The organism is Mesorhizobium hunchu (assembly GCF_040081975.1).
Lineage (GTDB): Bacteria > Pseudomonadota > Alphaproteobacteria > Rhizobiales > Rhizobiaceae > Mesorhizobium > Mesorhizobium hunchu.
Genome location: NZ_JBEBMG010000006.1, coordinates 180,848 through 202,180, shown reverse-complemented (window position 1 = coordinate 202,180; position 21,333 = coordinate 180,848). Strand labels below are relative to the sequence as shown.

The window sequence follows — 21,333 nt, the reverse complement described above, 5'->3', positions numbered from 1 at the left end:
GGTTTCTCAACGCTCCAGCCGGCGCCGCCGCCAGGCCGCCAGCGTTTCCTCGATGATCCGTTCCGGGACATGCGGCGGATCGAAGACCGTTTCGATCCCGAGCACCTTCAAGCTTTCCTGAAAACCCGGCGGCAGCGGCCCGTGGCGTAGTCTTGCCGCATCCTTGGCCGTGGTGACGAGATCAAGACCAGACTTGCGCGCCAGCGCCAGAAGGTCGGCCAACTCGTCCTGCGCGTAGAGGTGATGATCGGGAAACGGGCGACTGACGGCCACCGTGCCGCCTGCCTGCGTCACGCTGTCGAAGAATTTTTCGGGATGGCCGATGCCGGCGAAGGCGAGGAATTGCCGGCCGGCGAACATCTCGGCATCGCGCGGCCGCACGCGCGCGTCGAAGATCGGCTTGCCGGCCCGCGCGGCACGGCGCACCAGCGCATCGGCGGCGGTTCCCTCGCCCATCTTCAGAAGCGCATCGGTATAGAGCAACTGGTCGCGCAGGCACGCCCTCAAGGGTCCGCCGGGGATGACGTGGCCGTTGCCGAGGCCGAAGCGCGCATCGACCACCAGCAGAGCGAAATCCATATGGAGGCGCGCGCTCTGGAAACCGTCGTCCATGATGAGGAAATCGCAGCCCTGCCGTTCCATGAGCAGCGCGGCCCCCGCGGCCCGGTCCGGCGACACGGCGACCGGCGCATGTTCGGCCAGCAGAAGCGGCTCATCGCCGACATGTTTTGCGGCGTCGTGCCGGGCATCGACGAGATGCGGCTCTGCCGAAAAACTCCCACCGTGGCCGCGCGACAGGATGCCGGGCTTCAGCCCCATTGCTCGCGCCCGCGCGGCCAGCGCTATCGCCACCGGCGTCTTGCCGCTGCCTCCGACCGTGAAGTTGCCGATGCACAGAACCGGTGCATCCACCTTGCGGCGTTTCGCCCGCTTCATCTGCCGCCTCGCGACCGCTCCGTAGGCGAGCGACAGCGGCGACAGCGCATAAGCGCGCCAGTCCGGCTTTCCCCACCAGAAGGGCGGCGCTTCGCTGGCCACGCCTACCTGCCGTTCGAGCGCGCCAGCCGCGCCTTGACGACGAGCGGCTGGACATAGGGCTCCAGCGCCTTGAGGGTGCGGGCGAGCGCGCCACGCATCTCCTCGACGGTCGCGGAGCCGGCCGCGATCATCTCATGGCGCGCGGTCTCGTTGGACAGCAGGAAATTCACCGCTCCCGCCAGCATGTTGCGGTCGCGCACCAGCTTGGCGCCGCCGGCGCCGAGCAGTTTCTGATAGGATTCGCGAAAATTCTGCACGTTCTGGCCGGACAGGACGGCCGTGTCCAGCATGGCCGGTTCCAGCGGGTTCTGACCGCCTTCGGACGTCAGCGAGCGGCCGACGAACGCAATCTCGGTGAGGCGGAGATAAAGCCCCATCTCGCCGATCGTGTCGCCAAGCAGGATGTCGGTGTCGGCCGTGATCCTGCCGTCCTGGCTGCGCCTCGCCACGGCCAGCCCCATCGCCGTCATCTCGGCGGCAAGCGCCTCGGCCCGTTCGGGATGACGCGGCACGATGATGGTGAGCAATCCCGCATGACGTCGGCGCAGGGCGACATGGACTTCCGCGGCGATCTTCTCTTCACCGTCATGCGTGGAAACGGCAGCCCAGGTCGGCCGTTCGCCGATCTGCCTCTGCAACGATGCAAGTGCCTTCTCGTTCGCAGGCGGCGGCGGCGTATCGACCTTGAGGTTGCCCGAAACCGTGACGGGACGGGCACCGAGCGTGCGGAAGCGTTCGCCGTCGATCTCGGACTGCGCGACCACATGGGCCAGATTCTCGAACAGCGCCTCGGCGAGCGAAGACCGCTTCTTCCATGACGCAAAGGAACGGTCGGACATGCGGCCGTTCACCAGGACCTGCGGCACGCCTCGCGCACCGAGTTCCAGGATGGTCATCGGCCATATTTCGGATTCGGCGATGACGGCCAAGTCGGGTCGCCAATGGTCGAGGAACCGGCTGACGGCCGGTTTCAGATCGAGCGGAACATATTGGTGGATGACGCGGTCGGCAAAGCGATCCTTCGCGACCTTGGCGGAGGTCACGGTGCCGGTCGTCAGCACGATACTCACGCCGAGCCCCAGGATTCGGTCGATGAGCGAGGCTACCGCGATCGTTTCGCCGACGCTGGCCGCATGGACCCAGATCAGCGGGCCGTCGGGCCGTGCATGGCCGGCGATGCCGTAGCGTTCACGGCTGCGCTTGCTGTCTTCCTTGCCCTTCGAGGCGCGCCAGGCGACGTAAGGCCGAGCCAGCGGATAGGCCGCAGCACCTGCATAGCTGTATGCGGAAAGCATCACACGCGCCCAGCGCCCGCTCATGGCTTTTCATCCACGAGCCGATAGGCTTCCTCGGTCGCTGCATTCAACTGCACGGTCAGTTCCCGGCGCTTACGCTCCATCTCCGCATCGTCCGCGTCGGCATTCACGAAGATCGGCTCGCCCGCGGCGATGGCGGCCCTGCCGAACGGTAGGTTGATGGTCGTCTTGTCCCAGCTTTTTTCCAGGACCTTGCGACGGCTCGTCGCCAACGCTGCCGGGAAGATCGGTCGTCCCGAGAGCTTGGCCAGAAGCACGACGCCCATGCCGGCGTCCCGCGGCGTGCCGTGGGGAATATCGGCGATCATGCAGACGTTCTTGCCTGCGCCCAAGGCTTTCTTGAGGGCAATCAGCGCCTTCGCACCGCCCTTGTCGAGATGCCGCGCACTATCGCGTCCGCCCGAGCCGCGAACAGCCTCGATGCCGAACTTCTCGATCATCATGGCGTTGATCTCTGCATCGGCGCTGCGCGATACCATGGCCACGAGGGGCCGGGAACTCGGGTAGAAGGCGGGCATGAGGATATGCTGTCCATGCCACAGCGCGATAATGCCCGGCTCCAGCGCCTCGTAGCGGCTGCCTTCGAAACGCACCGAATCGGCGACCTGCCGATTGGTCAGGCGGATGAACCACATCGCCTGCACAAGCAGGTTCACCAGCAGCCCCTTGGCGAATTGCGATTCGGCCAGGGGTTTGCGAATGCGCTTCCAGAACGCCCTCATGGGTCGATCAGCGCGGCGCTTGCGCGCACCCTCTTCGCGCGGCGGGGTGGCCACCCTTTGCTCCATCCTCAGGCGCCGGCCTTGGCTTCCGGGTCGAGCAGCCTGTGCAGGTGGACCACGAAATAGCGCATATGCGCGTTGTCGACGCTGGCCTGCGCCTTTGCCTTCCACGCCGTCTGCGCAGACTGGTAGTCGGGATAGATGCCGACGATGTCGAGCGCGTCGAGATCACGGAACTCCGTGCCGCCGAGTTTCTTGAGCTCGCCGCCGAAAACCAGATGCAGGAGCTGCTTCTTATCCTCTTCTGCGGTCATGTCCGTTCTCGATGTCCTGTGCGTTCGGCGCTTGGTCTAGACCAAAGCGAGAGAATTGGAAACCGTCCTGGAGACGTCATGCCCTGCCCGACGCGAGCACGGCCGACATCATGTCGATCAGGTCGCCGCTGCCGGCCGCGAGCGCGCCGTGCCGGACCTCGGCCCCGGCGAAACGCGGCGTCCGGCCGCGATCGTCGACCAGCGTGCCACCTGCCTCACGCAGGATCAGCGCGGCTGCGGCAATATCCCAGTCATGGGCGTCCGGTTTGACGAAGGTTCCGTCGAGCACACCGCCGGCAATCATCGCCAGCCGGTAGGCAAGCGAGGGAACGTAGGCCGCTCGCCTGATGCGCGGCTGCCACGCATCGGGTATCCGGTCGAGCAGCGCTTTCGGACCGGCCACCTCCGATTCGGCGCTTGGCGCACGCACATGGATGCGCTCGCCGTTGCGGAAGGCGCCCTGCCCCGGCAACGCCCAGTATGTCTCGCCAAGGGCGGGACATTCGAGCACGCCAGCGATCGATTCCCCGGCTTCCACGATCGCCACGCTCACGCACCATGTCTTGCGTCCGTCGAGAAAAGCACGGGTACCGTCGATCGGGTCGACGACGAAGGTGCGGCGCGCCCGGAGGCGATCCGGACTGTCGGCCGTTTCTTCAGACAGCCAGCCGTGATCCGGCCGCGCGGCCGTCAGGGTTTCGCGCAGGTAATTGTCCGCGGCGTAATCTGCCTCGCTGACCGGCGACGTACCGCCCTTCATCCAGACTTCCGGCTTGCCGCCGAAATAGCGCATGGCGATGCGACCCGCCTCGCGCGCAGAGGTCAGCAGCAGGTCGAGATCTTGCGCCGCCGACGCGACGGCCGCTGCCGTATCAGCTTCCGGCAAGGGTCATCCCCTCTATCAGCAAGGTCGGCGCAGCGGTGCCGAAATTGCGATCGAGATCGCTGGCCGGCTGCATGGCAAGGAACATCGTCTTCAGGTTGGAGGCGATGGTCACTTCTGACACCGGATAGGCAAGTTCGCCGTTCTCGATCCAGAAACCGGAAGCGCCGCGGCTGTATTCGCCCGTCACCATGTTGACGCCCTGGCCGAAGACTTCCGTGACATAGAAACCCGACTTCAGCGATTTGATCATGTCTTCAGGGCCGACCTGCCCCGGCTCGATGGCGAGGTTGGTGGAGGACGGCGATACCTGCGAGCCGCCGCGAGCACCGCGGCCGTTCGTCGACAGGCCAAGTTCGCGCCCCGCCGAGGTGGAGAGGAACCAGTGGTTCAGAACGCCCCTGTCGACCATCACCAGCCGCTCGCCCTCGACGCCTTCACCGTCGAACGGCCGTGAGGCCTGGCCACGCATCCGCAACGGATCATCCGTCACCGTAACGGCAGACGAGGCGACCGGCTTGCCCATCATGTCGCGCAGGAAGCTCGTCTTGCGTGCCACCGAGGCGCCGTTGATGGCGCCGGCCAGATGACCGGCGATGCCGCGGGCGACGCGCGGATCGAAGATGACGGAGACGGTGCCGGTCTTCGCTTTGCGCGCGCCGATGCGCCGGACCGCCCGCTCCGCCGCCGACTTGCCGATCCGCTCCGGCGTATCGAGATCGGAGAAATAGAGACGTGACGAATACTCGTAATCGCGCTCCATGCCGGTGCCCTCGCCGGCGATGACGCTGACGGACCGGGAAAACCGCGTCGCCGCGTACTCGCCGAGAAAGCCGCCCGACGTCGCGAGCACGAGGCCGCCCATGCCGGCGCCGGCGCTGCTGCCGGAGGAATTGGTGACCCCCTTGACCGCAAGTGCTGCCTCTTCCGCGGCGAACGCGTCCTCCTTCAGGCGTTCAGCCGATATCTCGGTCGAGTCATGAAGATCGAGATCGCGGACGGTCTTCACCAGAAGAGCCGGGTCAGCGAGGCCCTGGAAAGGATCTTCCGGCGACACTTTGGCCATCGCCACCGCCCGTTCCGCCAGCATGGAGGCTTCGGACGCGGCGGTCGCCGAGACACTGGCCACCTTCTTGCCGACGAAGACGCGCAGCGCCATGTCCTCCGACTCGGAGGCACCGGTGTCCTCGACTTTGCCGAGCCGCACTGAAACGCCGATCGAGCGGCCGCGCACCACGACGGCGTCGGCGGCATCGGCGCCGGCGCGCATGGCCGCCTCCACCAGCGCCGCGACGCGGTCGGTGAGCTTGGCGGCGTCCAGACTGTCGTTCATGAGGGAGTCCTGTCATTTTTGTGGAGCGAGCCGCTCCTGCGGCTCCATCTATTGCCGCATCGGTTGTTGTGCAATGCCGAAGGCGTCGCGGGTCAGTGCCGCTTCGGCTGGTAGTGGCTTTCGAGCGCGGCCTCGACGGCCCGTTTCACCTCGTCCTTGACCGCCGCGGTCTCGGCCATCACCGCGTCGATCTTGAGGAAATCGAGGACCCGGAAACGCGACACCGGCGGGCGGATGAGGATGTCGGGCCGGCATTGCTGGAGCTTGTTGGCGATGATGGACTGCATCATCAGCTGCGTGGCACCGAACATGAGATCGACCGAGGTCGGCCGCTTGCGTTCCTCCTCGGTCGGCGCGCCGACCACGTCGATGGCGATGGTGATGTCGGCGTCGTGCTCGATCAGGTCGAAGGGCACGGGATTGTAGATGCCGCCGTCGATCAGCATCCGCCCGCCGCGCGCGACGGGCCGAAAGACGGCAGGAATGGCGGCTGAAGCCGCCAAGGCGGAATGCAGCTCACCTTCGCTGAAGACCGCGAGCTTGTGACCGAAGAAATCCGTCGCCGTCACCTTCAGCGGAATCTCGAGTTCCTCGAAGGTTTCCGGCACCGCCTCGGGCAGGAACGCCTTGAGGATGCGCTCGACGTTGAACTGCGACACCCGCAATCCGCCTTCCATCGCCTCGGCGAAGGTGCCGGGTCGCGCCCGCCACATGCGGGTCGCTACCTGCGCGCGGGTACCGAGGATTGAACGGGCGTGATCGTGGATGTCACGGCCGCTCATGCCTGCCGCCATGCCGGCGCCCATGATCGCCCCGATGGAGGAGCCAGCGATCGCAACCGGCCTGACGCCGAGTTCGTCCAGCGCCTCGATCACATGGATATGCGCCAGCCCTCGCGCGCCGCCGCCGCCGAAGGCAATGCCGAAACGCGGGGTCACCCCTTGCCCTCCTCCGTCGCCAAAGGCGGCCCGACGATCAGGGTCGCCGGATCAACGGACAGAAGTTTCCTGGCCACGGCCTTCACCTCATCGAGCGTCACGCCATTTATATAGGCGCTGCGGCGCTCGATGTAGTCCCTGCCCAGATCATCGAGCTGGAGTTCGACCAGCGTCGCCGCGATCGAGCCGGACGAATTGAGGTTGTTGATGGCATAGGCGCCGACCAGATATTCCTTGGCCGCCGCAAGCTCGGCCTCCGTCGGTCCCTGTTCGGCCATGCGCTTGACGACGTCGCGGATCACCTGGAGCGTTTCGGCGGCGCGGTCGGAGCGCGTGGCGGTCGAAATCAGCAACGCGGACGTATGGCGGCGGTTCATGAGGCCGGAATCAACGCTGTAGGCCAGTCCGCGCTTCTCCCGCACTTCCTCGAACAGGCGCGAAGTGAACGTGCCGCCGCCGAGTATCTCGTTCATAACGGCAGCCGCATAGAAATCCGGCGCGGCTCTCGGCACGCCCGGAAAGGCCAGTCGCAGGCTTGTCTGCGGCCGGTCGTAATTGACCTGCAACTCCTTGCCGAACTTCGGCGCGACGTCCGGCACCGGCGTCAGCTTCTGCCTTTCCGGCAGGCCGCCGAAAACCGCATCCAGCTTGCGCTTCAGCGTTTCGGCGTCGATGGCGCCGACGACGGCGACGTGAAGACCGCTGCGCGCGAACATGGCGCGGTGCGCGGCGCGCAGATCATCGGCCGTGACGGTCGCCAGGCTTTCCTTCGTGCCTTCGTCGCGCCTGGCATAGGGGTGGCTGCCATAGAGAGCCTCCGCCCACTTGTTGCCGGCGATCGTATCGGGATCGTTCCGGGTGGAGATGATGTCGGCCACGATCTGCGAGCGGATGCGGTCGATCGGCGCCTGATCGAAGCGCGGCGCGGTCACCGCCAGCCTGAGCAGGTCGAATGCCTCATCCTCATGCTCCGAAAGCATCCGCATCGCCCCGTAGATGCCGTCGCGGGTCTCGCTGAAGCTCATTTCGGCGCCGGCGTCGTCGAGGCGGGTCTGGAAGGCATCGCTGTCGAGGTCGCCCGCGCCTTCATCGAAGAGGCCCGTCATCAGGTTGGCGAGCCCTTCCTTGCCGGCCGGATCCTGCGAGGAGCCGCCGTCGAACACGAAGCGCACCGCCACGATCGGCAGCGTGTAGTCCTCGACCAGCCATGCGGTGACGCCAGACTCGGATTTCACCTCCTGGATGGCCACGGCCGCGCGGGCCGTGATCGCCGGCAATATCAGGAAAAGAACGGAGAGGACGAGCGTAACGGCGGGGCCGGCCAGACGCTGCGGGATAGGCTTTCCGGCCATGTTCAGTTCCCAGCCTGTGTCTTGGGCATCAGATAGCCGGTGGCGGACCGGTCGAAAACCAGATAGCGCGCAGCAGCAGCCTTGACCTCGTCCGCCGTCACCTTGCGGATGCGCGCCGGCCATTCCTCGACATCCGCCACCGTCCCGCCGACGGCCAGTGTGGAGCCGTAGATATTGCCCATCGCCTGCTGCTGGTCGCGCGCGAAGATCATCGAACGGACCAGCCGGTTCTTGGCCTTTTCCAGTTCGTCGGCGGTAACGCCGTCGCGGCCGATGCGCGCCACTTCGGCATCGAGGGCCGTCTCCACCTCGCCCAGCGTCGCGGCGCCGCGCGGCGCGCCGTAGACGGCGAAATTGGTGGCGTCGAGCATGTTGCCCTGGTAGCTGGCGCCCGCGCTGGCGGCGATGCCCTTCTTCACCACCAGTTCCTGGTAGAGACGGCTGCGCGATCCGCCGCCAAGGATCTCCGCCAGCAGCGCGAGCGCCTCGGCCTCGCCGGGCTTCGCCGTGCGGTAGGACGGCACCACCCATTGCGTGGTGAAGCTCGGAACCCCGACACGCGCGTCCGACAGCGTCACCGTGCGCTTGGTGTTCTGCTCCGGCTCGACCGGCCGGATACGCGCCGGCAGGTCCGGGCCGCGCGCCAGCTTACCGAACGTGTCTTGCGCCAATGCCTTCACATCGTCCGGTTCGACATCGCCGGCCACCACCAGGACGGCGTTGTTGGGGCGATAGTAGCGGTCGTAGAAGGCGCGAGCGTCGGTGCGGTTCAATTGCTGCATTTCCTGCATCCAGCCGATCACCGGGATGCGATAGGGCTGGTTCTGCCACAGCGTCGCGTCAAGTTCCTCGTCCAGCACGGCATTGGGATTGTTGTCGATGCGTGAGCGTCGCTCCTCCAGGATGACGTCACGTTCGGTGGCGACCGTCTTGTCGTCCAGCACGAGATTGCGCATCCGGTCGGCCTCGAAATCCATCATCTCCCGAAGCGCCTGCGCCGGCACGGTCTCGTAGAAGCAGGTGTAGTCGTAGGAGGTGAAGGCGTTGTTGTTGCCACCGATGGCCGAGACCGCCGCGTCGAATTCGCCGGCCTTGTGGTTGGTCGTGGCCTTGAACATCAGGTGCTCGAAGAAGTGCGCGATGCCCGACTTGCCGGGCGGCTCGTCCGCGCTGCCGACCTTGTACCACACCATATGCGTGACGATGGGCGCCCGATGGTCGGGAATGACCACGACTTCCATGCCGTTGGCGAGGGTGAAATCGGTCACTTTCCCGTCGTCTCCCGGCGAGGAGCCGGCAGCGGCCGCGCCATTCGCGAAACCCGAAACCAGCAGGACCGCAAAAAGAACGCGTCGCGGGCGACCGGCCAGGGGACTCATCGGCATCTCCGGTGATGGACGGCCGGACGATAGGGGGACACGCCGGACGCGGAAAATGAACTGTTCGTCATTGGCCGGCAAAGACGGCCGAAGTCGGGCATCTCACCGGATTTCGAGAAACCGGATGACCGTCTCGCCATAGGATCGCTCGTCCGCGACCACGAAATCCGGGCCAGGATCGAAAGGTGCGGACGCAACCTCTTCGATGACGCAGAGCGCGCCGGGCGTCAGCCAGCCGCCTTGCCTTGCCGAATGCAGCGCCCGCTCGCCGAGGCCCTTGCCATAAGGCGGGTCGGCAAAGACCAGATCGAAGGGCGCCAGCGTGCCCGCCTCGCCGAGCTTCGTCGCATCGCGGCGGAATATCTTGGTCCTGCCGGTCAGCCTGAAAGCCTCGACATTGGTTCGGATCAGACCCCGGCCCTGCGCCGATTCCTCGATAAAGACGGCATAGCTCGCTCCCCGCGACAGCGCCTCCAGACCGAGTGCACCGGTACCGGCGAAAAGGTCGAGGACGCGCGCGCCGTGCAGATGCTCGGGGAAACGATGCGCGAGCACGTTGAAAACAGCTTCACGCGCCCGATCCGTCGTCGGGCGGATCGACTGGTCCTGTGGTGTGGCCAGCGGCCGGCCGCGCAAATCGCCTCCGACGATCCGCATCAGGGCTTTTTCGGCTTGCCCGGCCGAGGACGCGGCCTGTCTCCGCCGGACCTTGGCCGCGACGAGCGATCGGTGTTTGAACCGCTCTCCTTGTCCTTCGCCTTTTCGCCTTGCGGCCTTGCGCCGGGCGCCATCCAGACGTTGGCCCGGCGCTGGCCGGGCGGATCGATCGGCCGCGACTCCCGGCCAGCCCTGCCCTCACGCTTTTCGCCAAAGCCGGATTTGCCGCCGAAACCCGGCTTGTCGCCAAAACGCTCCCGGTCCGGCCGTGTCGAAAGCTTGCCGAGCGCTTCGTCGCGGCTGTTCTCGCGGCGCTTGCGCGCCTTGATCAGCCCGCCTTCGCCGATCGGCTGGCGCTCCCTGCGGGGCGGTTTCGGCCGGTCGCCCTGCTCGGTCCGCGGTTCGAAGCGCCGGACCGGCCTGTTGGAGAAGGGCGTGGCGATGTCGGCCTCGAAATTGGCGCCCGCCTCCTCGATCAGCCGCTCGCCGAGCTGGTCGCGCAAGGTGCGGCCCTTGATCTCGAGCACATGGCCCTCGGGCAGTTCGCCGAGCTGGAACGGTCCGTAGGAGATGCGGATCAACCGCGTCACCTCCAGCCCGAGCGCGCCGAGGATGTTCTTCACTTCGCGGTTCTTGCCTTCGCGCAGACCGATGGTCAGCCAGGCGTTGGTGCCCTGCGTACGCTCCAGGCTCGCTTCGACCGCGCCGTAGAAGACGCCGTCGACCGCTATGCCGTTGGCGAGGTCCGCCAGTGCTTTCTCCTCGACCTTGCCGTGGACGCGCACCCGGTAGCGGCGCAGCCATCCAGTCGAAGGCAGTTCAAGCACGCGCGACAGGCCGCCGTCATTGGTCAACAGCAGCAGGCCTTCGGTATTGATATCCAGCCGCCCCACCGTCATCAGCCGCGGCAATTCGGCGGGAAGCACCTCGAAGACGGTCTTGCGTCCCTCCGGATCACGGTTGGTGGTCACCACTCCGGCCGGCTTGTGGAAGAGGAAGAGCCGCGTGCGCTCGGCCGCCGGTATCTCGGTGTCGTCGAGATGGATGACGTCCGACGCCGACACGTTGAAGGCGGGCGTATCCAGAACCTTGCCATTGACCTTGACGCGGCCGGCGGCGATCAGTTCCTCGGCGTCGCGTCGCGACGCGATGCCGGCGCGCGCGAGCCGCTTGGCGATGCGCTCGCCCTCCTGCGGCGCGTCGTCGGCGCGTGGCCGCGGCTTGAAGCCACCGCCCGAGGGCTTGCGGTCGGAAAAATCGCTCTTGGGACGATCGAAGCGCTTCGTGCCTGCCGGGGAAGCCTCTTCGCGGTCACGTCTGACGAACGGCTTGCGGTCGGGAAAGTCGCGTTTTGGGCGGTCGAAGCGCCTGCCCTCCTGCGAAGGCGCGGCGTCCATCCGTTCGCGTTTGACGAAAGGCTTGCGGTCAGGCCGGGCCCCGCCATCATGCTTCTCGAAGCGCGGCCTGCCGGTTGTCCTGGCACCATCGTGGCTGGCAGATCGCTCGACACGGCCCGAACGATAGGTCCGCTCTTTGCCTTCACCCTCAGTGAAGGACTTGCCGTTGCCTTGGTCACGAGGCTTGAATTCGGTGCGATCGCGCGGCTTGAATTCGCCCCTGTCGCGCGGCTTGAATTCGCGTTTGCCGGACGGCCTGTCGTCCCGCGCCCGGTAGGTTCCGCTGTCGGGCTTCTTGCGGAAGGGCCTGTCGCCAGCGGCTTCCTTGCGGAACGGCCGCTTTTCGCGTGAGGCACCGTCCGCGCCCGGTTCGCCGGTACGGTTATCCCTCGGCCGGTCGCTTCGCTGGAAGTCGCGGCGCGGCCGGGCATCTGTCTCCTCGCGCGGCTTGAAACCACGCTTCTCGAACGGCTTGCCGTGGCGCGCACCCTCGGCCGCAGGGCCGCGCGGCTTGCCGAATTTCGCCTTGCCGCCCGCCGGCTTGCCGCCCTTGCCCGCGCCGAAACCGCCGCGTGCGCCCGTCGGTTTGCCACCGTTCCGGCGCGGCGGCTTCTTGTTGTTGTCGTCGTTCATGTGGCCTTTGCCCTTTTGCGCGGCTAGATAACAGGATCATGCCCCGGTGACGAGGCGTTTTCGACAAGGCAGGATCGCTTGACACGACCCGACTTCATGGCTGTCGCACTGGAACAGGCCCAGGCCGCTGCGACGCGCGGCGAGGTGCCGATCGGCGCCGTGATCGCCGCGAACGGCGCGATCGTCGCCGCGGCAGGCAACCGTACCCGGGAACTGGCCGACCCGACCGCGCACGCCGAAATGCTGGCGATCCGGGAGGCCTGCCGCGCCACAGGCAGCGAGCGCCTCATCGACCATGATCTCTATGTGACGCTGGAACCCTGCGCCATGTGCGCCGGGGCCATTTCGTTCGCGCGGCTGCGCAGGCTCTATTTCGGCGCGGCGGACGACAAGGGCGGCGCCGTCGTCAGCGGCCCCCGGTTCTTCGCGTCGGCCACATGCCATCATGCGCCGGACGTCTATGCCGGCATACGCGAAACCGAAGCGGCGGCAATGCTGAAATCGTTCTTCCGGGACCGGCGATAGAGCGCCGGCAGCCTTACCAGGGCAACCAGTCGAACATGCCGCTCTTCTTGCCGCTCCTGGCGGCGGCTTCCTTCTTGAGGCGCCGCTCCTTCTTGACTTCGTCCTCGCCGATATCGTCCTGGGGCGCGGTAGCGGCCGGCTGACGATAGCCGATCGGCGGCTCGCTCAGGTATTTGCGGCTCGTCGGATCGCCCTGGTTGCGCTCGACCAGCCGGCGGTTGATTTCTTCGCGGCGCTGCTTGGCGCTCATCCCGTTCGAGAAAGCGGTCGGCCGCGGGTGATCCAACGCCAGCTTGTCGCGCGATTCATCGGCGGCTGGACTGGCCGGAACGTCGTTGATGACCTGCGGCTCGAAGTTCTGGTCGTCGCGATGCTCGGTGGCGTATTGCCTGATGCGGTCCCGCCGCTGCTCGGGCGATTCCGGCCATTCGGCGCTGGCCGTGATGCTTTCCTGCGGCGGCGGCAGCGTTTCCTTTTCGCCGGGGGCCGGCTTCACCAGCGCCGGACGCGGCGTATAGTCGATATGCTGCTTCTTCGGCGGCGCCAGCGTCAGCGCGCCGTTCAGGTCGCTCAAAAGCTGCTCGTTGGCGGTCTTGTCGGTGCCGTAGGTGGGGGAACTGACGCAGCCGGACAGCACGCCTACGCCGGCAACCAGCGGCACCAGAACGAGCGCACGAGCGCAAACCCTGTCGTCTATACCGAAAAATCCCACTCTCGAACCTCTGAACCGCTGCCGGCCAGCCCGGCGCCCGCCCGTCACCGTTCCTTGAACGCAAATCCGGCGATAGTTTGTCTGCCGGACCGGGAAACGAGTTCGGCCTGTCTAACCGAAAGGCCCGTCAAGGGCAACGCACGCCCGCCGACGAAAGGCGGACGTGACATTTGTGCATCGCGGCTCAGAGCCGGCCGAGCGCCTTGAGTTCCCGCAGCACGGCGGCGTCGCGCGCCGACACGTCCGGAAACGCCGGGTCGGACCCGACATCGGCCGTATAGCGCCATGACCGCGCGCATTTGCGCAGGCCTTCGTCTTCCGCCTTTCCGACAATCACGGCGATCCCCTTCACGTCATCCAGCGCGAAGGCATCGGCCGGAGCATGGTCATACGAGAAGGCAAGGCCGCTGGTAATGACGATCTCCGCCATGTCGACGCCCTCGATGTCCTTCTCGAGTTGGCGGTCGTCCAGATAGACCGTTGGCACCGCCTCCAACGACGAGCCGATCAGCTTGTTGGCGCGGGCGATCTCCAGCGCACCGGTAACGACGCGCCGCATCTGCCTGACTTTCTTCCATTTTTCGGCCAGCCTATCATTGCGCCATTCGGCCGGCACGTCCGGCATCTGCTCAAGGTGCAGCGACTGAGCCTGCGGGTTGCGCTCGAGCCAGGCCTCCTCGGTGGTGAAGGGCAGCATCGGCGCCCACCATTTGACCAGGCAGTCGAACAGATGGCGCACCACCTGCAGCGCCGCCTTGCGTTTCACGCTGGACGGGCCTTCGCAGTAGAGCGCGTCCTTGCGGATGTCGAAATAGAAGGCCGACAGTTCGACCACCATGAAGTCGAGCAGAGCGCGGGTGATACGCTTGAACTCGAAGGCGTCGTAGCCCGCGCGCACAAGGTCATCCAACTCGGACAGCCGGTGGAGCATCAGCCGTTCCAGTTCAGGCATGTCCGCGAGCGGAACGGTCTCGCCCTCGTCGTGCGCCAGCGTGCCCAGCATCCAGCGGACGGTGTTCCTGAACTTGCGATAGGCGTCGATATTGGTCTGGAGGATCGTCTTGCCGAGCCGCTGGTCCTCCCAGTAGTCGGTGGTGACGACCCACAGGCGCAGGATATCGGCGCCCGATTGCTTGATGACGTCCTGCGGCACGACCGTGTTGCCGAGGGACTTCGACATCTTGCGCCCCTCCTCGTCCATGGTGAAGCCGTGGGTGATGACGGCGTCGTAGGGCGCGCGGCCGCGTGTGCCGCAGCTTTCCAGCAGCGAGGAATGGAACCAGCCGCGATGCTGGTCGGACCCTTCCAGATAGACGTCCGCCGGCCATTTCAGGTCCGGGCGGTCCTCCAGCGTGAAGGTGTGCGTCGAGCCGGAATCGAACCAGACGTCGAGGATATCCTTGACCATGACCCAGGGTTCGTTGGCTCTCGACCCGAGGAACCGCTCGCGCGCGCCTTCGGCGAACCAGGCGTCCGCGCCCTCGGCCTCGAAAGCCTCTGTGATGCGCTGGTTGACCGCTTCGTCCTTCAGCACGGTGCCGTCCTCGTCCACGAAGACGCAGATCGGCACGCCCCAGGCGCGCTGGCGCGACAGCACCCAGTCCGGCCGCTCCTCGATCATGGCGCGCAGCCGCGTCTGGCCTGCCGCCGGCACGAAGCGCGTGTCGTCGATGGCGGCGAGGGCGCGGTTGCGCAGCGTATCCTCCCCCCTTGAGGGGGAGGTGCCGCCGAAGGCGGCGGAGGGGGTCGCCGCGGCCTTGATCGACGCCTCATTGGCGGTGCCTTCTGAAGTCACCCCCTCTGGCCTGCCGGCCATCTCCCCCTCAAGGGGGGAGAGTCCATACCCGCCGAGGTCCTTGTCCATATAGACAAACCACTGCGGCGTGTTGCGGAAGATAATCGGCTTCTTGGAACGCCAGGAATGCGGGTACTGGTGTTTCATCCGGCCGCGCGCGAACAGCGCATTGCGCGCGATCAATTCGTCGATGACGGCCTTGTTGGCGTCGCCCTTCTTGCCGTTGTCGTCGATGACGCGCGCCGGCCCGCCCTCGCGATCCGGGCCGAAGCCCGGCGCGTCCTTGGTGTAATAGCCGGCATCGTCAACGGTAAAGGGGATCGCGGTGTCGATGCCCCTGCCCTGCAAGTCGCGCGCGGCGTCCATCCAGGCGTCGAAGTCCTCGCGGCCATGACCGGGCGCGGTGTGGACGAAGCCGGTGCCGGCATCGTCGGTGACGTGGTCGCCGGCGAGCATAGGAACGGCGAATTCATAGCCGCCGCCGAGACCCTTGAAGGGGTGTGAGAGCGTAAGTTGGCGAAGCTCATTCTCATCGAGTTCGTCTACTTCTATGAATTGCAGCTTTGCCTTAGCAAATGCCTCTTCCGCCAATGCCTTCGCGAAAATGAGCAACTCTCCCGGCTGCGGGCCGAAATCGTTTTCGGCCTGCGTGACTTTATAAAGGCGATAGGGAATGCGCGGAGAGTAAGCGACAGCACGGTTGCCAGGGATAGTCCAAGGTGTGGTCGTCCAGATAACGACTGCTGCCTTCTTCAATTGTTCTGCCAGTTCAAGGTCATGGCCAAGGATTGAACTTGGTTCGGTATTCACATTCAAAACCGGGAACTTCACCCAGATCGTGTCACTCTCGTAGTCGTGGTACTCGATCTCGGCCTCGGCGAGCGCGGTGCGCTCCACCACCGACCACATCACCGGCTTGGAGCCACGATAGAGCTGGCCGGACATCGCGAATTTCAAGAGCTCGCCGGCGATGCGCGCCTCGGCATGGTAGCTCATCGTCAGATACGGGTTCTTGAAGTCGCCGACGACACCAAGCCGCTGGAACTCGGCGCCCTGCACCTTGATCCAATGCTCGGCATAGGCGCGGCACTCGCGGCGGAACTCGATCATCGCCGCCGGGTCCGACAGGTCCGGCTTCGACTTGCCTTTCGAGCGGTAGTTTTCCTCCTCGATCTTCCACTCGATCGGCAGGCCGTGGCAGTCCCAGCCCGGCACGTAGTTGGAATTGTAGCCGCGCATCTGGAACGAGCGGGTGATGACGTCCTTGAGGATCTTGTTCAGCGCATGGCCGATGTGGATGTTACCGTTGGCGTAGGGCGGGCCGTCGTGCAGGACGTAGAGCGGGCGACCGGCGGAGGTCTCGCGCAGGCGCCTGTAGAGGTCCATGTCCTGCCAGCGCCTGACCAGCAGCGGCTCCTTCTCAGGCAGGCCCGCGCGCATGGGAAAATCCGTCCGCGGCAGGTAGAGCGTCTTGGAATAGTCGATCGTCTCTTTGTCGGTGCTGGGGGTATCGGTCATCGGTCTGCCATATGCGTTGCCCGGCTGCAAAAGAGCCCGGGCGTTCACCTATCATGTTTCGGAAAAAGCGCGAGGGTCCGTCGCGCGAAAAATCCCGGCGGCTCCGGCGGCCTCCGGTCTACGACCGTCGGGCCGCCCGGAACACCGGGCCACTAATTCGTATCGCCACAAGAGGCGCAACCATCGTCATGCGCGCGCTTCTAGCGGAAAGCGCAGCGCGAATAAAGCGCTTCGATCAGCGGATGGTGAAATCGAAGCGATAGCTCGCCGAGACGCCGACCGTGAACTGGTTGCGGTCGCCGCGCTCCCTCACAAGGCTGGAATCGGCGGCCGGCCCCATCAGCCGCGCATATTCGCCGAACAGGCTGGTGGTGACCCTGTCCGTGGTCTTCCACGTCACAGCGCCGCCGACGCCGACCGATTTCAGGCCGCCGCCGGGATGGTATTCGCGCAGGCCCGACGCCGCCGACTCGTCGGCGTCGACACCATAATAGGCATCGAAATAGTCCGACGAGGCGAAGGACAGGCGCGGGCCGCCGGAAACGCGGATGTCCGGCGTCACGTCCTGGAAGGCATCCGCGGCGACGTCGGCGACGACGCCATGATGCGAGCGGATGCCTTGGCGGACTTCGCCGCGCACGCGCAGCCAGTCTGTCGGATAGATTTCGGCAAAGCCACCTATCTCGCCGCCGAAGCGCACGGGATCGAGGTGCTTCAAGGCGTCGGCATCGCCGCCGTCGCGACCCCAGATGATCTTGCCGGTCAAGCCGGCGCGCACGGCGCCGCTGTCGTACAGGCTGAAGGAGATGTTGTCGTTGCGGGAGACGAATCGCGCCTGCGGGCCTGCCTTGCCGAGCGAGATCAGCGGCTGGGCGCTGAACAGGTAATTGTTGCTTCCCTCGAAATCCGGCGCCACCAGGCCGGTCGCGCCGACCGTCAGATACCAATCGCCGGAGAGCCAGCCCATCGGCCCCTCGCCCGCCTGCGCGGCCGCCGGCGCCAGCGCCAGCGCCAGCAAGATCGACGCGATTGCTGTCTTGGAAAAGCGAGTCATTCGGACACCCTACGCACAACTTGAGGTTTATCGGAACCCTTGTCCGGAATCCGGTAAAATTTGATTTAAATCCGTTGCGGCAATGCCATCAGAAGCAAGCATACGAGCCAGTAGACGCAAAACCCGTGCGGCGCTAACCTCCGCCGGAGTCCAACCTGCGGCGGTGGAGACCAAGCCATGACCCTGCACAACGACACCTTGAAAGACGCAATCGGCGCAACACGCGACAAATGGGGCTGGTTCGTCGCGCTCGGCGTGCTGCTGCTGATCTTCGGCGGCATTGCCTTCGGCAATCTTTTCATCGCGACGGTGGCGTCCGTCTATCTGATCGGCTGGCTCATGCTGATGGCCGGCGCTGTCGAGATCATCCACGCCTTCGGCGTCAAGACATGGGGCCGTTTCTTCTACTGGCTGCTGTCCGGCCTGCTTTACGCCTTCGCCGGCTTCTTCGCCTTCTACAACCCCCTGCTCGCCTCGGCGGTGCTGACCTTCCTTCTGGCAATCGCCCTGATCGCCTCAGGGTTGCTCAGGGTGTGGGTCGCCTATCAGCACTGGTCGGAAAAAGGCTCGGGCTGGATCGTCACGGCCGGCATCGTGACCGCGCTCGCCGGTCTCGTCATCGCCATGCACTGGCCGGTCAACAGCCTGTGGGTGCTGGGCCTTTTCCTTGCCATCGACCTGGTTTTCCAGGGCTGGAGCTTCATCGCGTTCGGGCTCGCGCTGAAGCGATAGGGTCAGAACGCGACTTTTCCGTCCAGTTCGGAAAGCGGCCGCACGCCTGAAAGCAGCGCCCTCGCCTCCGCTTCGTCGCGCTTCATCTGCGCGACGAGCGCATCCAGTCCGTCGAATTTCTCCTCGCCGCGCAGCCAGCCGAAGAACGACACCGCACAGGTCTCGCCATAGAGATCACCGTCAAAGTCGAACAGGAAGGTTTCGAGCAGCGGCGCGCCATTGTCGTCGACGGTTGGCCGGCGGCCGAAGGATGCGACGCCGTCGTGGAGCGATCCGTCGGCGCGGCGAAAACGCACCGCATAGATGCCGTGCCGCAGCGCCGTATCTGGCGGAAGCGTCATGTTGGCGGTCGGAAAGCCGAGCGTGCGGCCGAGCTTCTGTCCGCCGCCGATCTCGGCTTCCACGGTGAATCGATAGCCAAGCAGCCCGGCCGCCTGTGCCACGTCGCCCTCCTCCAGCAGCGCGCGGATGCGGCTCGAGGAGACGACTTCGGCACCCTCGTCGCGAAAGGCGTCGACGGGCGTCACGCCGAAGCCGTGGCGCTTGCCCGCGTCCATCAGAAAGGCCGGACCGCCTTGCCGATCCTTGCCGAAATGAAAGTCGAACCCGGTCACGGCATGGCTGATGCCGAGGCACTTCTCGAGCACGTCGATGACGAAAGTTTCGGCCGACTGTGACGCGAACTCCCTGGTGAAGCACTGCTCCACCACGGCGTCGAAGCCGAGAAATGAAAGTAGTCGTGCCTTCATGGCCGGCGGCGTCAGGATGAAGAGCGGCGCATCGAGCTGGAAAACCTTGCGGGGGTGCGGCTCGAACGTCAGCACCAGCGCCGGCGCGCCGGTCCGCCGTGCCTCTGCAAGCGCGCGGCCGAGCACGACCTGATGGCCGCGATGCACGCCGTCGAAATTGCCGATCGCCACCACGCCGCCGCGCAGATGATGCGGCAGCGGCTTGTCTCCGGTAAGGCGCTCGAACGTCCCGGCCATGAGCGAGCCCTAGCGCAACCTCGGCATCATCGCCACCGGATGATAGCCATGCTTGTCGAGGAAGGCGGCCAAAAGCGCCGGATCGGGCGCCAACGGCTCGCCGTAGTCGCGCGCGTGGATGCCGCCGGAGACGTAGAGCACGTCGAAACCGTTGTCGGCCCCGCCCTTGACGTCGGTCATCATGCCGTCGCCGACCGCCAGCGCGTCGGAAAGAGAAAGGTCGCGGCCCGCCACTTCGCCGGCCGCCTTCAGCGCGGCGCGATAGATCGGAGCATGTGGCTTGCCGGCGATCAGCGTCCGCCCGCCAAGCTGGGCATAGTCGCGGGCGATGGCACCGGCGCACCAGATCAGCCGTTCGCCGCGTTCCACCACGATGTCGGGATTGGCGCATATGAAAGGCAGGTTGCGGGCTCGAAGACGCATCAGCAGGTCGCGATAGTCGTCCGGCGTCTCGACATCGTCATTATACGGGCCGGTGCAGACGACGGAATCGGCCTCGAACTCCTCGACAAGCTCGACATCCAGCCCGTCGTAGAGATTGAAGTCACGGTCCGGGCCGATATGGAAGATTCGGCGCGGCCCTTCGGCGATCAGCTCGCGCGTGACGTCGCCCGAACTGACGATCCGATCGAAGGAACCTTCCGGAACGCCGATCATGCGAAGCTGATCAGCGACGTCCTTGCTACGACGCGGCGAATTGGTGATGAGCACCACCGCAAGACCCGACTCGCGCGCCCGCTGGAGCGCCGCCGCGGCGGCGGGGAAATGTTTCTCGCCGTTGTGGATTACACCCCACACGTCGCACAGCAGCGCGCCATAGCGGGGAAAGAGCATGTCCAGCGAATCGATCGTTTCCGGCAAATCGGCCATGCCGTGTCCCGTGCACATTGCGAGGATGAAGCCGGCGGAACGCCGGATGCCCGCAATTAGCCGAACCGCTCCGGCCTGTCACCAGCTTTCGTGGCCGGGTGTGCATGGACGGTCCTCCGGGAACTGTCCAGCGCCGGCCGCGTCGACATTCACGACAGCGGCCGGAGCGCGGCGAGGTCGGAAGCGGCAAGCCGGTCACATCGGACGGCGCTCGGCGGGGCGGCTCGGCTCGACCACCTTGCGGTAGAGATGCCAGGTCGCATGACCGAGCACCGGCACGACAACCGCCAGGCCGGCGAACAGCGGGATCGAGCCGATCACCAGCAGTACGGCGACGATCAGTCCCCATAAAAGCATTGGAACCGGATTGGCGATCAAGGCCCGGAACGAGGTTTCGATCGCCGCTACCGCGCCGGCGTCGCGGTCGAGCAGCAGCGGGAACGCCACGACGGTCGTCGCAAGCGCAACGAGCGCGAACAGGAAGCCGGCGACGTTGCCGAGGAGAATGAGCTTCCAGCCCAGGCTGGTCCCGAATATCTGGTCGAGGAAGCTACCGATCGAGGCCGGCGGCTGATCGCCGAAAATACCGATATAGATCGACTGCGCGACATACAGCCAAAGCAGGAACAAGGCGACAAGCATGATTCCGACCGCCGCAATCGAGGGCAGCGCAGGCGAATGCCGGACATCGAATGCGTGGCGCCATGAGGTATCCGCGCCCAGTTCGCGCCGCCGGCTGATCTCGTACAATCCAATCGCTGCAAAGGGACCGACCAGCGCGAAGCCCGACATCAGCGGATAGACAAGCTGGAGAGCGTTCGAACCTGACGACCACTGGGTGAGGATCAGACCGACGATAGGATAGATCAAGCACAGGAACACGTAATGAGAGGGTTTCGCCCAGAAATCCTCGAAACCGGACCTGAGCGCATCCATCAGGTCACCAACGGAAATCTGCCTGATCGCGGGCTGGACAAGACTCCCGCTCGCGCCTGCCATGACGTGAAAATTGGCCATAACCATCCTCCCGTGCGTTGCGCGGGCGGACACCGCCATGATGGCCGCCCGTGGCTGCCACATTGAACGGGGAGACCATAGCAGGTTCTGTCGCTGCTGTCGCTTGCCTGGTATCCGTCCTGTTCAGTTGTCCGGGAGGCGAAACCCGCCGATGACGGATTT

The 21,333-nt window shown here is 65.6% G+C and carries 19 protein-coding genes; 2 read left to right on the top strand and 17 right to left on the bottom strand.

All coding sequences use genetic code 11. The features are described 5' to 3' along the window. Positions 1 to 6: 6 nt before the first annotated feature. From lpxK to ABMA46_RS13035, 11 genes are all read right to left on the bottom strand, one after another. The gene (gene lpxK / locus ABMA46_RS13085) at positions 7 to 1,038 is read right to left on the bottom strand and encodes a tetraacyldisaccharide 4'-kinase (protein WP_348999928.1); all 1,032 of its coding nucleotides are present in this window, start codon (positions 1,036 to 1,038) and stop codon (positions 7 to 9) included. A 2-nt stretch (positions 1,039 to 1,040) separates the two neighbouring features. Further along, positions 1,041 to 2,357 (bottom strand): lipid IV(A) 3-deoxy-D-manno-octulosonic acid transferase, encoded by a 1,317-nt coding sequence (waaA, locus tag ABMA46_RS13080; protein ID WP_348999926.1) that lies wholly within the window; start codon positions 2,355 to 2,357, stop codon positions 1,041 to 1,043. After that, the gene (locus ABMA46_RS13075) at positions 2,354 to 3,142 is read right to left on the bottom strand and encodes a lysophospholipid acyltransferase family protein (RefSeq protein ID WP_425475742.1); all 789 of its coding nucleotides are present in this window, start codon (positions 3,140 to 3,142) and stop codon (positions 2,354 to 2,356) included. The genes waaA and ABMA46_RS13075 overlap by 4 nt, the downstream gene beginning before the upstream one ends. A 2-nt stretch (positions 3,143 to 3,144) precedes the next feature. After that, positions 3,145 to 3,390, bottom strand: coding sequence for a DUF4170 domain-containing protein (locus tag ABMA46_RS13070; protein ID WP_348999925.1), 246 nt, complete (start codon positions 3,388 to 3,390; stop codon positions 3,145 to 3,147). A gap of 76 nt (positions 3,391 to 3,466) precedes the next feature. Further along, positions 3,467 to 4,276, bottom strand: coding sequence for a 3'(2'),5'-bisphosphate nucleotidase CysQ (locus ABMA46_RS13065; RefSeq protein WP_348999924.1), 810 nt, complete (start codon positions 4,274 to 4,276; stop codon positions 3,467 to 3,469). After that, positions 4,263 to 5,606 (bottom strand): TldD/PmbA family protein, encoded by a 1,344-nt coding sequence (locus ABMA46_RS13060; RefSeq protein ID WP_348999923.1) that lies wholly within the window; start codon positions 5,604 to 5,606, stop codon positions 4,263 to 4,265. Before ABMA46_RS13060 ends, ABMA46_RS13065 begins: the two co-directional genes overlap by 14 nt. Before the next feature lie 92 nt (positions 5,607 to 5,698). Continuing rightward, positions 5,699 to 6,544, bottom strand: coding sequence for a patatin-like phospholipase family protein (locus tag ABMA46_RS13055; RefSeq protein WP_348999922.1), 846 nt, complete (start codon positions 6,542 to 6,544; stop codon positions 5,699 to 5,701). Next, positions 6,541 to 7,896: a M16 family metallopeptidase gene (locus ABMA46_RS13050; RefSeq protein WP_348999920.1), complete on the bottom strand. Its 1,356-nt coding sequence runs from the start codon at positions 7,894 to 7,896 to the stop codon at positions 6,541 to 6,543. Before ABMA46_RS13050 ends, ABMA46_RS13055 begins: the two co-directional genes overlap by 4 nt. 2 nt (positions 7,897 to 7,898) lie before the next feature. After that, positions 7,899 to 9,275 (bottom strand): M16 family metallopeptidase, encoded by a 1,377-nt coding sequence (locus ABMA46_RS13045; protein ID WP_348999919.1) that lies wholly within the window; start codon positions 9,273 to 9,275, stop codon positions 7,899 to 7,901. Between the two features lie 102 nt (positions 9,276 to 9,377). Continuing rightward, entirely contained in the window at positions 9,378 to 9,932 is a 555-nt protein-coding gene (gene rsmD, locus ABMA46_RS13040; RefSeq protein WP_348999918.1) for a 16S rRNA (guanine(966)-N(2))-methyltransferase RsmD, read from the bottom strand. Continuing rightward, entirely contained in the window at positions 9,932 to 11,962 is a 2,031-nt protein-coding gene (locus ABMA46_RS13035; RefSeq protein ID WP_348999917.1) for a pseudouridine synthase, read from the bottom strand. Before ABMA46_RS13035 ends, rsmD begins: the two co-directional genes overlap by 1 nt. A gap of 78 nt (positions 11,963 to 12,040) precedes the next feature. Between ABMA46_RS13035 and ABMA46_RS13030 the strand changes: the two genes are divergently transcribed. Beyond that, positions 12,041 to 12,487: a nucleoside deaminase gene (locus tag ABMA46_RS13030; RefSeq protein WP_348999915.1), complete on the top strand. Its 447-nt coding sequence runs from the start codon at positions 12,041 to 12,043 to the stop codon at positions 12,485 to 12,487. A gap of 13 nt (positions 12,488 to 12,500) precedes the next feature. Here ABMA46_RS13030 and ABMA46_RS13025 read toward each other — a convergent pair whose 3' ends face one another. The 3 genes from ABMA46_RS13025 to ABMA46_RS13015 all read right to left on the bottom strand — a co-directional run bounded on the left by ABMA46_RS13025 (position 12,501) and on the right by ABMA46_RS13015 (position 17,566). Continuing rightward, entirely contained in the window at positions 12,501 to 13,199 is a 699-nt protein-coding gene (locus tag ABMA46_RS13025; RefSeq protein ID WP_348999914.1) for a hypothetical protein, read from the bottom strand. Between the two features lie 184 nt (positions 13,200 to 13,383). Continuing rightward, complete coding sequence (gene ileS / locus ABMA46_RS13020) at positions 13,384 to 16,512, bottom strand: isoleucine--tRNA ligase (protein WP_348999913.1); 3,129 nt, start codon at positions 16,510 to 16,512, stop codon at positions 13,384 to 13,386. Positions 16,513 to 16,747: 235 nt separating this feature from the next. After that, positions 16,748 to 17,566 carry a MipA/OmpV family protein gene (locus ABMA46_RS13015; protein WP_348999912.1) on the bottom strand — a complete coding sequence of 273 codons (819 nt, stop codon included), beginning with the start codon at positions 17,564 to 17,566 and terminating at the stop codon, positions 16,748 to 16,750. 177 nt (positions 17,567 to 17,743) lie between these two features. Between ABMA46_RS13015 and ABMA46_RS13010 the strand changes: the two genes are divergently transcribed. Continuing rightward, positions 17,744 to 18,298 carry an HdeD family acid-resistance protein gene (locus ABMA46_RS13010; RefSeq protein WP_348999911.1) on the top strand — a complete coding sequence of 185 codons (555 nt, stop codon included), beginning with the start codon at positions 17,744 to 17,746 and terminating at the stop codon, positions 18,296 to 18,298. Between the two features lie 2 nt (positions 18,299 to 18,300). Here ABMA46_RS13010 and ABMA46_RS13005 read toward each other — a convergent pair whose 3' ends face one another. From ABMA46_RS13005 to ABMA46_RS12995, 3 genes are all read right to left on the bottom strand, one after another. Continuing rightward, positions 18,301 to 19,284 carry a bifunctional riboflavin kinase/FAD synthetase gene (locus tag ABMA46_RS13005; protein WP_348999909.1) on the bottom strand — a complete coding sequence of 328 codons (984 nt, stop codon included), beginning with the start codon at positions 19,282 to 19,284 and terminating at the stop codon, positions 18,301 to 18,303. Positions 19,285 to 19,293: 9 nt separating this feature from the next. Continuing rightward, positions 19,294 to 20,154 (bottom strand): TIGR01459 family HAD-type hydrolase, encoded by an 861-nt coding sequence (locus ABMA46_RS13000; protein WP_348999908.1) that lies wholly within the window; start codon positions 20,152 to 20,154, stop codon positions 19,294 to 19,296. Positions 20,155 to 20,349: 195 nt separating this feature from the next. After that, positions 20,350 to 21,171, bottom strand: coding sequence for a DUF2189 domain-containing protein (locus ABMA46_RS12995; protein ID WP_348999906.1), 822 nt, complete (start codon positions 21,169 to 21,171; stop codon positions 20,350 to 20,352). Positions 21,172 to 21,333 lie beyond the last annotated feature (162 nt).

What these genes read in the sequence shown, in the direction of transcription:
- waaA (WP_348999926.1), bottom strand. Translation starts at nt 2,357, where the DNA reads ATGAGCGGGCGCTGGGCGCGTGTGATGCTTTCCGCATACAGCTATGCA.
- ABMA46_RS13075 (WP_425475742.1), bottom strand. Translation starts at nt 3,142, where the DNA reads ATGGAGCAAAGGGTGGCCACCCCGCCGCGCGAAGAGGGTGCGCGCAAG.
- ABMA46_RS13070 (WP_348999925.1), bottom strand. Translation starts at nt 3,390, where the DNA reads ATGACCGCAGAAGAGGATAAGAAGCAGCTCCTGCATCTGGTTTTCGGC.
- ABMA46_RS13060 (WP_348999923.1), bottom strand. Translation starts at nt 5,606, where the DNA reads ATGAACGACAGTCTGGACGCCGCCAAGCTCACCGACCGCGTCGCGGCG.
- ABMA46_RS13050 (WP_348999920.1), bottom strand. Translation starts at nt 7,896, where the DNA reads ATGGCCGGAAAGCCTATCCCGCAGCGTCTGGCCGGCCCCGCCGTTACG.
- ABMA46_RS13045 (WP_348999919.1), bottom strand. Translation starts at nt 9,275, where the DNA reads ATGAGTCCCCTGGCCGGTCGCCCGCGACGCGTTCTTTTTGCGGTCCTG.
- rsmD (WP_348999918.1), bottom strand. Translation starts at nt 9,932, where the DNA reads ATGCGGATCGTCGGAGGCGATTTGCGCGGCCGGCCGCTGGCCACACCA.
- ABMA46_RS13035 (WP_348999917.1), bottom strand. Translation starts at nt 11,962, where the DNA reads ATGAACGACGACAACAACAAGAAGCCGCCGCGCCGGAACGGTGGCAAA.
- ileS (WP_348999913.1), bottom strand. Translation starts at nt 16,512, where the DNA reads ATGACCGATACCCCCAGCACCGACAAAGAGACGATCGACTATTCCAAG.
- ABMA46_RS13015 (WP_348999912.1), bottom strand. Translation starts at nt 17,566, where the DNA reads ATGACTCGCTTTTCCAAGACAGCAATCGCGTCGATCTTGCTGGCGCTG.
- ABMA46_RS13010 (WP_348999911.1), top strand. Translation starts at nt 17,744, where the DNA reads ATGACCCTGCACAACGACACCTTGAAAGACGCAATCGGCGCAACACGC.
- ABMA46_RS13005 (WP_348999909.1), bottom strand. Translation starts at nt 19,284, where the DNA reads ATGGCCGGGACGTTCGAGCGCCTTACCGGAGACAAGCCGCTGCCGCAT.
- ABMA46_RS13000 (WP_348999908.1), bottom strand. Translation starts at nt 20,154, where the DNA reads ATGGCCGATTTGCCGGAAACGATCGATTCGCTGGACATGCTCTTTCCC.
- ABMA46_RS12995 (WP_348999906.1), bottom strand. Translation starts at nt 21,171, where the DNA reads ATGGCCAATTTTCACGTCATGGCAGGCGCGAGCGGGAGTCTTGTCCAG.